This is a genomic window from Rhodocyclus gracilis, from assembly GCF_009617575.1.
Classification (GTDB): domain Bacteria; phylum Pseudomonadota; class Gammaproteobacteria; order Burkholderiales; family Rhodocyclaceae; genus Rhodocyclus; species Rhodocyclus gracilis.
The window spans coordinates 58718-72425 of sequence record NZ_WIXJ01000011.1; the positions used below are offsets into that span (position 1 = coordinate 58718).

9 protein-coding genes and 1 tRNA gene are annotated in these 13708 nt (G+C 61.6%); all 10 read right to left on the minus strand.

What is annotated here, in order from left to right; translation table 11 throughout:
• Window positions 1-93: 93 nt before the first annotated feature.
• Window positions 94-4326 carry a DNA-directed RNA polymerase subunit beta' gene (gene rpoC, locus GHK24_RS12155; RefSeq protein ID WP_153473150.1) on the minus strand — a complete coding sequence of 1411 codons (4233 nt, stop codon included), beginning with the start codon at window positions 4324-4326 and terminating at the stop codon, window positions 94-96.
• Between the two features lie 108 nt (window positions 4327-4434).
• Window positions 4435-8721 (minus strand): DNA-directed RNA polymerase subunit beta, encoded by a 4287-nt coding sequence (rpoB, locus tag GHK24_RS12160; protein ID WP_153473151.1) that lies wholly within the window; start codon window positions 8719-8721, stop codon window positions 4435-4437.
• Between the two features lie 264 nt (window positions 8722-8985).
• Complete coding sequence (rplL, locus tag GHK24_RS12165; RefSeq protein ID WP_153473152.1) at window positions 8986-9357, minus strand: 50S ribosomal protein L7/L12; 372 nt, start codon at window positions 9355-9357, stop codon at window positions 8986-8988.
• Window positions 9358-9436: 79 nt separating this feature from the next.
• On the minus strand, window positions 9437-9949 hold the full coding sequence (gene rplJ / locus GHK24_RS12170) for a 50S ribosomal protein L10 (protein WP_167681037.1): 513 nt from the start codon (window positions 9947-9949) through the stop codon (window positions 9437-9439).
• Window positions 9950-10227: 278 nt separating this feature from the next.
• Window positions 10228-10923, minus strand: coding sequence for a 50S ribosomal protein L1 (rplA, locus tag GHK24_RS12175; protein WP_153473153.1), 696 nt, complete (start codon window positions 10921-10923; stop codon window positions 10228-10230).
• Window position 10924: 1 nt separating this feature from the next.
• Entirely contained in the window at window positions 10925-11356 is a 432-nt protein-coding gene (gene rplK / locus GHK24_RS12180) for a 50S ribosomal protein L11 (protein WP_167681033.1), read from the minus strand.
• Window positions 11357-11476: 120 nt separating this feature from the next.
• Complete coding sequence (gene nusG, locus GHK24_RS12185) at window positions 11477-12010, minus strand: transcription termination/antitermination protein NusG (RefSeq protein ID WP_153473154.1); 534 nt, start codon at window positions 12008-12010, stop codon at window positions 11477-11479.
• Window positions 12007-12360 carry a preprotein translocase subunit SecE gene (secE, locus tag GHK24_RS12190; protein ID WP_153473155.1) on the minus strand — a complete coding sequence of 118 codons (354 nt, stop codon included), beginning with the start codon at window positions 12358-12360 and terminating at the stop codon, window positions 12007-12009. Before secE ends, nusG begins: the two co-directional genes overlap by 4 nt.
• Before the next feature lie 21 nt (window positions 12361-12381).
• A tRNA-Trp gene (locus tag GHK24_RS12195) sits at window positions 12382-12457 on the minus strand.
• Window positions 12458-12516: 59 nt separating this feature from the next.
• A complete protein-coding gene (tuf, locus tag GHK24_RS12200; protein ID WP_153473156.1) occupies window positions 12517-13707 on the minus strand; it encodes an elongation factor Tu in 1191 nt (396 codons plus the stop codon).
• Between the last annotated feature and the right edge of the window lies 1 nt (window position 13708).

The following is a 13708-nucleotide window of genomic DNA, read 5'->3' on the forward strand; positions in this document are numbered from 1 at the left end:
GGCCGCCTTGGCGATTATCCAGTCATTGGCGGAGATGTGACAGGTTACTCCACCACTAAAGACCGGCGATTCTATGGTTAATCAAGTCGCGAGTCAACCAAGCTCCGAATCCGGAGTGGCCTCAACTGCCTTGGCGCTTTCCGGGAAAACGGCTTCGATTTCGGCGGCGATAAGTGCTGCGCCGCCCGCGATGTCTTCACCCAGCGCCTTTTTCTTGCGCGCCGTGTGATAGGCAAGGCCCGTACCCGCCGGGATAAGACGGCCGACGATGACGTTTTCCTTGAGGCCACGAAGTTCGTCCCGCTTGCCCATGATGGCGGCTTCGGTAAGAACGCGCGTGGTTTCCTGGAACGAAGCCGCCGAGATGAACGAATCGGTCGACAGCGACGCCTTGGTGATACCGAGCAGAACGTATTCGAACGTGGCCGGCAGCTTGCCTTCGGCAACCATGCGGTCGTTCTCGTCAAGCACGTCGGCACGTTCCACCTGTTCGCTCTTGATGAAGCGGGTATCACCCGGATCAACGATCACGACGCGACGGAGCATCTGACGGACGATCACTTCGATGTGCTTATCGTTGATCTTCACGCCTTGCAGACGATAGACGTCCTGCACTTCGTCGGTGATGTACATCGCCAGCGCCTCGACACCTTGCAGACGCAGGATGTCATGCGGATCCGGCTCGCCGTCCACAATCGACTCGCCCTTGTTGACGATCTGGCCGTCGTGCACCAGAACGTGCTTGTCCTTCGGAATCAGGTACTCGTGGGCAATGCCTTCCAGATCGGTGATGATCAGGCGCTGCTTGCCCTTGGTGTCCTTACCGAACGACACGGCACCGGTGTACTCCGCCAGCACGCCCGCATCCTTCGGCGTGCGCGCTTCGAAGAGCTCGGCCACCCGCGGCAGACCGCCGGTAATGTCGCGCGTCTTCGCGGATTCTTGCGGCAGACGGGCCAGAACATCACCGATGGCGACTTGCTGACCGTCAGCCACGTTGATGATGGCGCCAACCTGGAAGGTGATGGTCACGGCGTGATCCGTGCCATGCGCCTTGACCTCTTCGCCATTGGCATCGAGCAGACGCACCTGCGGACGCAAGCCCTTCGTCTGCGCCTTGCCGCCGCGCTTCGGATCAATGACGACCAGCGTCGACAGGCCCGTCACTTCATCGATCTGCTTGGCGACGGTGACCCCCTCTTCGACGTTCTCGAAGCGGATGAAACCGGCGTATTCAACGATGATCGGACGCGTGTGCGGGTCCCACGTAGCCAGACGGGTACCGGCCTTGATCGACTGGCCGTCTGCCACTTGCAGGGTCGCGCCGTACGGCATCTTGTGGCGTTCGCGCTCACGACCGTTGTCGTCGGTAATGATCACCTCGCCCGAACGGGTGATGACGATCTTCTCCGCCTTCGGGTTGGTGACGTAGCGCATCGCCGTATTGAAGCGCACCACACCGGCGCTCTTCGTTTCGACCTGCGTCGCCACCGCTGCCCGCGAAGCGGCACCACCGACGTGGAACGTACGCATCGTCAGCTGGGTACCCGGCTCGCCGATCGACTGTGCGGCGATAACGCCGACTGCCTCACCGACGTTGACCGAGGAACCACGCCCGAGGTCGCGACCGTAGCACTTGGCGCACAGGCCGTAGCGCGTGTCGCAGGTGAGCGGCGTGCGCACCTTGACTTCATCGACACCGACCTTGTCGATCAGGTCGCACAGATCCTCGTCGATCAACGTGCCAGCCTCGATGACGGTTTCGCCGCCTTCGGGGTTCACCACATCGATGGCGGCCACACGCCCGAGCACGCGATCGCGCAGGGCTTCGATGACTTCACCGCCCTCAACGATGGCTTTCATCGTCACACCGTTTTCGGTGCCGCAATCTTCCTCGGTGACGACGAGATCCTGCGTCACGTCGACCAGACGCCGCGTCAGGTAACCGGAGTTCGCCGTCTTCAGCGCCGTATCGGCCAGGCCCTTACGCGCACCGTGCGTCGAGATGAAGTACTGGAGAACGTTCAGGCCTTCACGGAAGTTCGTCGTAATCGGCGTCTCGATGATCGAGCCGTCCGGCTTCGCCATCAGGCCGCGCATACCGGCCAGCTGACGAATCTGCGCCGCAGAACCCCGCGCGCCCGAGTCGGCCATCATGTAGATCGAGTTGAACGATTCCTGCTTGACGAGAGCGCCGTGGCGGTCGATGACTTCTTCCTTGCCGAGCTGCTCCATCATGACCTTGGCAACCTGGTCACCGGCGCGACCCCAGATATCGACGACCTTGTTGTAGCGTTCGCCGAAGGTGACGAGACCGTTGGTGTACTGGCTCTCGATCTCCTTCACCTCCGCTTCAGCGGCGGCGATGATCTCGTGCTTCTGCGGCGGAACGCGCATGTCGTCCGAGCAGAAGGAGATACCGGCACGCGTCGCCAGACGGTAGCCGTTCTGCATCAACTGGTCGGCGAAGACGACCGTTTCCTTCAGACCGCAGCGGCGGAAGGCGATGTTGATGAGCTTGGAGATTTCCTTCTTCTTCAGCGGCTTGTCGAGCACGCTGAAAGGGAGCCCCTTCGGCAGGATCTCGGAAAGCAGCGCACGGCCGGCGGTCGTCGAATAGCGCGTGAACTTCTCCGCCCAGCCGTTTTCACCGTCACGGACGTATTCACGAATACGCACGGAGACGCGGGCAAGCAGGTCGAGTTCGCCGGCGCCGATGGCACGTTCGACTTCGGCGATGTCGCGCAGGATCATGCCTTCGCCCTTGGCGTTGGTACGCTCACGCGTCGCGTAGTACAGACCGAGAACGATATCCTGCGACGGAACGATGATCGGATCGCCGTTAGCCGGCGACAGCACGTTGTTCGACGCCAGCATCAGCGTGCGCGCTTCCATCTGCGCTTCGAGCGACAGCGGCACGTGGACGGCCATCTGGTCACCGTCGAAGTCGGCGTTGAACGCCGCGCAGACGAGCGGGTGCAGCTGAATGGCCTTGCCTTCGATCAGCACCGGCTCGAACGCCTGGATACCCAGACGGTGCAGCGTCGGCGCGCGGTTGAGCATGATCGGGTGTTCGCGGATCACCTCTTCGAGGATGTCCCACACCACCGGCTCCTCGACTTCGACCATCTTCTTCGCCTGCTTGATGGTCGTTGCCAGGCCCATGATTTCGAGGCGGTTGAAGATGAAGGGCTTGAACAGTTCGAGCGCCATCAACTTCGGCAGACCGCACTGGTGCAGCTTCAGTTGCGGACCGACGACGATGACCGAACGGCCCGAGTAGTCGACGCGCTTACCGAGCAGGTTCTGACGGAAACGGCCGCCCTTGCCCTTGATCATGTCGGCAAGCGACTTCAGCGGACGCTTGTTGGCGCCCGTCATCGCCTTGCCGCGACGACCGTTGTCGAGCAGCGAGTCGACAGCTTCCTGCAGCATGCGCTTTTCGTTGCGCACGATGATGTCCGGCGCTTTCAGCTCGAGAAGACGCTTCAGACGGTTGTTGCGGTTGATGACGCGACGGTAGAGATCGTTCAGGTCGGACGTGGCGAAACGCCCGCCGTCGAGCGGCACCAACGGACGCAGGTCCGGCGGCAGCACGGGCAGCACTTCGAGCACCATCCATTCCGGCTTGATGCCGGACTTCTGGAAGCCTTCGAGGATTTTCAGGCGCTTGGCGAGCTTCTTGTTCTTCGTTTCCGACGTCGTGGTTTCCAGCTCGCTGCGCAGGTGTTCGACTTCGTTATCGACGTCGAGCGAACGCAACAGCTCACGGATGCCTTCGGCGCCCATGGCGGCGTGGAAATCATCGCCGTACTCTTCAACCTTGGCGAGGTAGTCGTCTTCGGTCAGAAGCTGGGCGCGCGTCAGCGGCGTCATGCCCGGCTCGCAAACGACGAAGGCTTCGAAGTAGAGCACGCGCTCGATATCGCGTAGGGTCATGTCGAGCACCATGCCAAGACGGCTCGGCAGGCTCTTCAGGAACCAGATGTGGGCGACCGGCGAAGCCAGTTCGATGTGCGCCATGCGCTCACGACGCACTTTCGCCAGCGTCACTTCGACGCCGCATTTTTCGCAGATGACGCCGCGATGCTTCAGGCGCTTGTACTTGCCGCACAGGCACTCGTAGTCCTTGATCGGGCCAAAGATCTTGGCGCAGAACAAGCCGTCACGCTCCGGCTTGAAGGTGCGGTAGTTGATCGTTTCCGGCTTTTTGACTTCGCCGTACGACCACGAACGAATTTTTTCGGGCGACGCGAGACCGATGGTGATCGCGTCGAATTCTTCTTCCTGGGTTACCTGTTTGAACAGATCCAGCAGTGCTTTCATCTTTCACTCCGTCCGGGGTGAGAATTCTGAATGGCGGGGCGGCGCCACTCCGTACCAGCGCCGCCGCCGTCGCCGCCGCATTGCTGCGGCGGCAGTCCTTCCTGCGTATTACGAGCGTTCGAGATCGATATCGATCGCCAGCGAGCGAATTTCCTTGACCAGCACGTTGAACGACTCCGGCATGCCGGCATCGATCTTGTGTTCGCCCTTGACGATGTTTTCGTAGACCTTGGTCCGTCCGTTTACGTCGTCCGACTTCACCGTCAGCATTTCCTGCAGCACGTACGACGCGCCATAGGCCTCCAGCGCCCACACTTCCATTTCACCGAAGCGCTGGCCACCGAACTGCGCCTTACCGCCCAGCGGCTGCTGGGTGACGAGCGAGTACGGGCCGGTCGAACGGGCGTGCATCTTGTCGTCGACCAAGTGGTGCAGCTTCAGCATGTGCATGTAGCCGACGGTCACCGTGCGCTCGAACGCGTCGCCGGTGCGGCCGTCGAACAGCGTCATCTGACCGGACTCCGGCATGTCGGCGAGGCGCAGCATGGCCTTGATCTCGCGTTCCTTGGCGCCGTCGAACACCGGCGTCGCGAACGGCACGCCATCGACGAGGTTGCGGGACATCTCGAGAATTTCGGTGTCGCTGAGCTGATCGAGGTCTTCGTGACGACCTTCGGTGTTGTACACCTGAGACAGGAAACCACGCAGTTCTTCGATCGTGCTCTGACGACGCAGCATGGCGTCGATCTTGTTGCCAAGCCCCTTTGCCGCGAGGCCGAGGTGGACTTCGAGAATCTGACCGACGTTCATCCGCGACGGCACGCCGAGCGGGTTGAGGACGATGTCGACCGGCTTGCCATCGGCGGTGTAAGGCATGTCTTCCACCGGCACGATGCGCGAGACGACACCCTTGTTACCGTGACGACCGGCCATCTTGTCGCCCGACTGCAGACGACGTTTGACGGCGACGTAGACCTTGACCATCTTTTGCACGCCCGGCGGCAGTTCGTCGCCCTGCGTGAGCTTCTTGCGCTTTTCTTCGAACGCGAGGTCGAAGTCCTTGCGCGTCTGCTCAAGGCTCTCGCGCAGCGATTCGAGCTGGTGCGCGATCTCTTCGTCGGCCATGCGGATGTCGAAGCGGTGGTGCGGATCGATCTGCTCCAGATATTCCTTGGTGATCGCCGAACCCTTCGCCAGCTTCTTCGGACCGCCGTTAGCCTGCTTGCCCGTGATCAGACGCTCGACACGCGCGAAGGTGTCGCGTTCGACGATGCGCAGCTGGTCGGCGAGGTCAAGCTTGTAGCCACGCAGGTGGTCGTCGATGATCGACTGCGCGCGCTTGTCGCGCTCGATGCCTTCACGCGTGAAGACCTGAACGTCGATGACCGTGCCAGCGATACCCGACGGCACGCGCAGCGAGGTGTCCTTAACGTCGGACGCCTTCTCGCCGAAGATCGCGCGCAGCAGCTTCTCTTCCGGCGTCAGCTGGGTTTCGCCCTTCGGCGTCACCTTGCCAACGAGCACGTCGCCGGCCTCGACTTCCGCGCCGATGTAGACGATGCCCGACTCGTCGAGACGCCCGAGTTGCGCTTCGCCGAGCGAGGCGATGTCGCGCGTGATTTCTTCCGGCCCGAGCTTGGTGTCACGCGCGACGACGGTCAGTTCCTCGATGTGGATCGAGGTGTAACGGTCTTCGGCAACGACACGCTCGGAGATGAGGATCGAGTCTTCGAAGTTGTAGCCGTTCCACGGCATGAAGGCGACCAGCATGTTCTGACCGAGGGCCAGTTCGCCCTTGTCGGTCGACGCGCCATCGGCCACCACATCCGCCTTGGCAATGATGTCGCCAACACGCACCAGCGGACGCTGGTTGATGTTGGTGTTCTGGTTGGAACGGGTGTACTTGACGAGGTTGTAGATGTCGACGCCGACTTCACCCGGGATCGTTTCCGCGTCATTGACGCGAACGACGACGCGCGAGGCATCGACATAATCGACGACACCGCCACGCAGCGCCTGCACCGCCGTGCCCGAGTCGACGGCGACCGTGCGTTCGATGCCGGTGCCGACGAGCGGCTTCTGTGGACGCAGGCAAGGCACGGCCTGACGTTGCATGTTGGCGCCCATCAAGGCGCGGTTCGCATCGTCGTGCTCAAGGAATGGAATCAGCGATGCGGCGACCGAGACGATTTGCCCTGGCGCAACGTCCATGTACTGAACGCGTGCCGGCTCGGCGAGAATCGTTTCACCCTTTTCACGGCAGGTCACCAGTTCATCGCTGAGGAAGCCTGCGTCGTTGAGCGCCGCGTTCGCCTGGGCGATGACATAGCTGCCTTCTTCAATCGCCGACAGGTATTCGATCTGGTCGGTGACCTGGCAGTCGACCACCTTGCGATACGGCGTTTCGAGGAAGCCGTACTCGTTGGTGCGGGCGTACAGCGCGAGCGAGTTGATCAGGCCGATGTTCGGACCTTCCGGCGTTTCGATCGGGCAGACGCGGCCGTAGTGCGTCGGATGCACGTCGCGCACTTCGAAGCCGGCGCGCTCGCGCGTCAGACCGCCCGGGCCGAGGGCCGAGACGCGACGCTTGTGCGTGATCTCGGACAAGGGGTTGGTCTGGTCCATGAACTGCGACAGCTGGCTCGAACCGAAGAACTCCTTGATCGCCGCACTGATCGGCTTGGCGTTGATCAGGTCGTGCGGCATCAGGTTGTCAGATTCGGCCTGACTCAAACGTTCCTTGACGGCACGTTCGACACGGACGAGACCAGCGCGGAACTGGTTCTCGGCGAGTTCGCCGACCGAACGCACACGGCGGTTGCCGAGGTGGTCGATATCGTCGATTTCGCCGCGGCCATTGCGCAGCTCGACGAGGATCTTGATCACTTCGACGATGTCGCGCGGCGACAGCGTCAGCTGCTCGCGCACTTCGGACTGCACACCGAGCGTCTTCAGCGCGGCGGCCATCTTTTGCGCCTCGGCTTCGTTCAGGTTTTCGGCGAGGGCGCGCGGGCCGTAGGTCAGCTCGGCGAGGACTTGTTCGATCGTCGTCGCGGCGAGGCCCGTAGCTTCGCAAATCGATTGCAGCAGCGTGTCGCGCTTGCCGCTGACGTGCTTGATCATCACCTTGTGCTCGACAACGTCCTTGCGGGCGACGCGGCGGTTGAACTTCATGCGGCCAACCGCCGACAGGTCATAGCGCTCGTCGGAGTAGAACAAGCCGTGGAAGAGGATCTCCACCGATTCTTCCGTGGGCGGTTCGCCCGGACGCATCATGCGGTAGATAGCGACGCGCGCGGCCTGACGCGAGGACGTGTCGTCCGCGCGCAGCGTTTGCGAGATGAAAGCGCCACGATCCAGATCATTGATGTAGAGCGTCGGCAGCGTCGTTACGCCGGCTTCCTGCAGGCGGGCGAGCAAGGCTTCGGTGATTTCGTCGTTGGCGTTGGCGACGATCTCGCCGGTCTCCGCGTCGATGATGTTGCGCGCCACGACGCGGCCGATGATGAAGTCTTCCGGTACCACGATGCGGCGAACGCCAGCGGCGTCGAGTTCGCGGATGTGCTTGGCCGTCACACGCTTGTCGCGGGCAACGATCGTCGTGCCGGTAGCCGGATCGACGAAGTCAAAGCGCGCCACTTCGCCACGCAGACGTTCGGGGACGAGTTCGAACTCGATGCCCTTGGCGCCGAGCGTGAAGGTGTCGAATTCAAAGAATCCGCTGAGGATTTGTTCGGTCGACAGACCAATCGCGCGCAGCAGCGTCGTCACCGGCATCTTGCGACGACGGTCGACGCGGAAGAACAGCGTGTCCTTCGGATCGAATTCAAAGTCGAGCCAGGAACCGCGATAGGGAATGACGCGTGCCGAGAAGAGCAGCTTGCCGGAGCTGTGCGTCTTGCCGCGGTCGTGCTCGAAGAAAACGCCCGGCGAACGGTGCAACTGCGAAACGATGACGCGCTCGGTTCCGTTGATCACGAAAGAGCCGGTCGTCGTCATCAGGGGGATTTCCCCCATGTAGACTTCTTGTTCCTTGACCTCCTTGACCGTATCCGGAACTTCGCGGTCGAGGATGACGAGGCGAACCTTGGCGCGCAGCGCCGAGGCGTAGGTCAGTCCGCGCTGGTGGCATTCCTTGACGTCAAATGCCGGGTCAGCCAGCGTGTAGCTGACGAATTCGAGACGCGCATTACCGCTGTGGCTGACGATCGGGAAGATCGAGCTGAACGCCGCCTGCAAGCCCTGCATGCGCCGCTGTGCGACAGGCGCTTCGGCCTGAAGGAAAGAGGCAAAGGAATCGAGCTGCGTCGCCAACAGGAAGGGCACGTCGAGCACGCGGGCGCGCTTGGCGAAGCTCTTGCGGATGCGTTTTTTCTCGGTATAGGAGTAGGTCATGGTCGCTCCGAGCTTAGAAAGCAAAAATCCTCAATTGCACGCTGGCACGGAGCGGGGTGCTCCGAACAGTATGCAGCGGACAAACGCAAGACGACTGGAAGGCAAGGCCTTCGCACCGGGCATCCCGGCACCGTCATCCATCCACTCTTGCGTTTGCCTGCTAACCCATCGTTTCGGCCGACGGCACAGCGCCGCGAGGGTTTCCGGAAAAGCACAAGCGGGCCGACGGCAAAAATGCCGCCGGCCCGCGTTGCGGTGAAGCAATTACTTGACCTCGACCTTGGCGCCAGCGGCTTCGAGTTGTTGCTTGAGGGCTTCTGCGTCGGCCTTCGACACGCCTTCCTTGACGGGCTTCGGCGCGCCATCGACGACGTCCTTGGCTTCCTTCAGGCCCAGGCCGGTAGCGGCGCGAACGACCTTGATGACTTCAACCTTCTTGTCGCCAACAGCGGCGAGGATGACGGTGAATTCGGTCTGTTCTTCAGCCGGAGCCGCAGCAGCAGCGCCCGGGGCAGCCACGGCCAGCGAAGCGGCGGAAACGCCGAACTTTTCTTCGAACGCCTTGACCAGATCGTTCAGTTCCAGAACCGTCATGTTGCCAACGGCGTCGAGGATGTCTTCTTTGCTGATAGCCATAATCGATTAACTCCTAATAACGGGATGTTGCAGATTCAAATGCGAATTGAGTGTGTGACAGCGCTGAAGCAACAAGTGCTCAGGCGGTCGCTTCTTCGGTAGCGGGCTCGCCGCGCTGCGCCGCCAGGGCGCCGAGAGCACGAGCAAAACCGGCAACCGGCGCTTGCATGACGCCCACGAGGCGCGCCAGTAGTTCTTCGCGACTCGGGATCGATGCCAGCGCTTGCACACCTGCCTTGTCGAGCACCTTACCGCCGTAGCTACCGGCCTTCAGCACGAGCTTGTCGTTGGTCTTCGCGAAGTCAGCCAGCACCTTCGCCGCAGCGACCGGATCTTCGGAAATCGCGTAGATCAGGGCGCCCGACATTTCGGGAGCGAGCACAGCAAAGGGAGTTTCTGCAACGGCGCGGCGCACCAGGGTGTTCTTCAGCACGCGCAAATAGACACCTGACTTGCGTGCCTGCGCGCGCAAGCGGGTGAGATCGCCGACGGCGAGCCCGCTATACACGGCCAGGACGATCGTCTGGGCGCTCGCCACCTTCACCGAGACTTCGGCAACGACGGCTTTCTTTTCATCAAGATTGAGACCCACGGGCCTGTCCTCCTATCAAGTCAACACACGGCATGTCCGGCTGGACACGCCGCACCTACGGCGACCTGGATCAGGAGCAGCGTCACCGCCAGAAGGCGCTGACGAAATATCCTGTTCTGGGCACACCGTCTGCGCAGGTCGCGTATGCGCTTAAACCGTCGGGAAACATCCCCTCCGGCGCCTGCGGTCTTTGACGATCCGTCGTTTTCCCGATGCAGCGAAAAACGACGGCCCAAAGTTCAAGGCGACGACAGGGGCTACCTGCCGTCGCCGTACAATCAAGCTTGCAGCGAAGCGATATCGATCCGGACGCCCGGACCCATCGTGCTCGACAGCGCAATCTTCTTCAGATACTGACCCTTGGCGCTTGCCGGCTTCGCCTTGCTCAGCGCATCAACCAGCGCCTTCAGGTTCAACTGCAGCTTTTCGACGTCGAACGACGCGCGACCAATGGTGCAATGAATGATGCCGCCCTTGTCGGTGCGGTACTGCACCTGACCGGCCTTGGCGTTGCGCACGGCAGTAGCGACGTCCATCGTCACCGTACCCACCTTCGGGTTCGGCATCAGGCCGCGCGGGCCGAGGATCTGACCCAATTGACCGACAACGCGCATGGCGTCCGGCGTCGCGATGACGACGTCGAAGTTCATTTCGCCAGCCTTGATCTGGGCCGCCAGATCGTCGAAGCCGACGATGTCAGCGCCAGCAGCACGCGCTGCGTCAGCCTTGTCGCCTTGTGCGAACACGGCGACGCGAACGGTCTTGCCGGTACCCGCGGGCAGGACGACGGAGCCACGAACCAGCTGGTCGGACTTGCGTGCATCGATGCCGAGATTGACGGCAACGTCGATCGACTCGTCGAACTTGGCAGTCGCGGCGGCCTTCGCCAGCGCCAGCGCTTCAGCGACGGGGTAGCTGCGATTGCGATCGATCTTGCCTTGCAGGGCTTGTTGGCGTTTGCTCAGAGCGGCCATGTTAGATGCCCTCCACGGTAATACCCATCGAACGGGCGCTGCCGGCGATCGTGCGCACGGCGGCATCCATGTCGGCGGCGGTCAGGTCCGGCATTTTTGCCTTGGCGATGTCTTCGCACTGGGCGCGCGTCAGCTTGCCGACCTTGTCGACGTTCGGCTTGGCGCTACCCTTTTGCACACCGGCGGCCTTCTTGATCAGAATGGTGGCCGGCGGCGTCTTCATGATGAACGTGAAGCTCTTGTCCGCGAAGGCCGTGATCACGACCGGAATCGGCAGACCCGGTTCAAGCCCTTGCGTCTGGGCGTTGAAGGCCTTGCAGAATTCCATGATGTTCAGACCGCGCTGACCCAGCGCCGGACCGATCGGGGGCGACGGATTCGCCTTCCCGGCGGGAACTTGCAGCTTGATAAAGCCGACAATTTTCTTTGCCACGTTAAGACTCCTATTGATGGGTACCAGCGCGCCGCAAAAGGCGCTCCCCAAACGACAGATGCGGCCATAAGACCGCGCTACAGAACAGGCGGCGCGAAGCCGCCTGTCATCAGATCAGCATCAGGCCTTCTCGACCTGACTGAATTCCAGCTCTACCGGCGTTGCGCGACCAAAGATGGTCACCGACACCCGCAGACGGTTCTTTTCGTAATTGACGTCCTCGACGGAGCCGTGGAAATCGGTAAACGGACCTTCCTTGACGCGCACCACTTCGCCCGGCTCGAAAAGCACTTTCGGACGCGGCTTCTCGACGCCTTCTTGCATCTGCTGCTTGATCTTTTCGACTTCCTTTTCGGAAATCGGCGTCGGGCGGTTGGCTGCGCCACCGACGAAACCGGTGACTTTCGGCGTGCTCTTCACCAGGTGCCAGCTCTCGTCGTCCATCTCCATCTCGACGAGCACGTAGCCAGGAAAAAACTTCCGTTCGGAAATGCTCTTCTGGCCGCCCTTGAGCTCGACGACTTCTTCTACCGGCACGAGGATCTGACCAAACTTGTCCTGCATGCCTTGGCGCGCAACGCGATCCACCAGCGCACGCTGAACGCTCTTCTCGAAACCGGAATAGGCGTGTACGACGTACCAGCGCATGCTCATGATTTTTTCCATCCAAGAACCAGGTCGTACAACATCCACTCAAGACTCTTGTCGGCCAGCCACAAAAACACCGCCATGACGACAACGAACGCGAAGACCATCCCCGTCGTCTGCAAGGTTTCCTTGCGCGACGGCCAGACGACCTTGCGTGATTCGTTGACAGCTTCTTTTGCGAAGCTGAAAAACTGACGCCCGGGCTCGGTAATCCAAGCCATGGCAGCTGCCGACGCCACCCCGGCAAGAACCGCCAGGACGCGAACAATCATGGCCTGCTCGGCAAGCAGATAAAAGCCGGCTACGCCAGCAGCAAGCAGGGCAAGCGCCAGCGCGAACTTGAGTTTGTCGGCCATTTCTTCAGCTTAATTGAATGATGGCAGGGGCAGAGGGAATCGAACCCCCAACCTTCGGTTTTGGAGACCGACGCTCTGCCAGTTGAGCTATACCCCTGCGGCAGAGACTTCCGGGATGGCCATCTCCAGCCACCCCGTCGTCTTTGAAAACTGCGATTACTCGATGATTTTAGCCACGACGCCGGCGCCGACGGTACGGCCGCCTTCGCGGATGGCGAAGCGCAGACCGTCTTCCATGGCGATCGGAGCGATCAGCTTGACGGTGATCGACACGTTGTCGCCCGGCATGACCATCTCAACACCTTCCGGCAGCGCGATGGCACCGGTCACGTCGGTCGTGCGGAAGTAGAACTGCGGACGGTAGTTGTTGAAGAACGGGGTGTGACGACCCCCTTCGTCCTTCGACAGCACGTACACTTCACCCGTGAAGTGGGTGTGCGGCGTGATGGAACCCGGCTTGGCCAGCACCTGGCCGCGTTCGACGTCCTCACGCTTGGTACCGCGCAGCAGCACGCCGACGTTGTCGCCAGCCTGACCTTGGTCGAGCAGCTTGCGGAACATTTCAACGCCCGTGCAGGTGGTCTTGACGGTGGCCTTGATGCCGACGATTTCGATTTCTTCGCCGACCTTGACGATGCCGCGTTCGACACGGCCCGTTACCACGGTGCCGCGGCCGGAGATCGAGAAGACGTCTTCGATCGGCAACAGGAAGGGCTTGTCGATGGCGCGTTCCGGCGTCGGGATGTAGCTGTCGAGGGCGTCGGCCAGACGGAAGATGGCGGCTTCGCCGATTTCGCTTTGGTCGCCTTCGAGGGCCTTCAGGGCGGAGCCGTGAATGATCGGGATGTCGTCACCCGGGAAGTCGTACTTCGAGAGGAGTTCGCGAACTTCCATTTCGACGAGCTCGAGCAGCTCGGCGTCGTCCACCATGTCGCACTTGTTCAGGAAGACGATGATGTACGGCACACCGACCTGACGGGCGAGCAGGATGTGTTCGCGCGTTTGCGGCATGGGGCCGTCAGCGGCGGAACAGACGAGGATGGCGCCGTCCATCTGGGCGGCACCGGTGATCATGTTCTTGACGTAGTCCGCGTGCCCCGGGCAGTCAACGTGGGCGTAGTGACGCGTCGCGGTTTCGTATTCAACGTGCGCAGTGTTGATGGTGATGCCGCGCGCCTTCTCTTCCGGCGCCGCGTCGATCTGGTCGTACGCCTTCGCTTCACCGCCAAACTTCTTCGACAGGATCGTCGTGATCGCCGCCGTCAGCGTCGTCTTGCCATGGTCAACGTGACCAATCGTCCCCACATTCACGTGCGGCTTCGTACGTTCGAACTTTCCCTTAGCCATT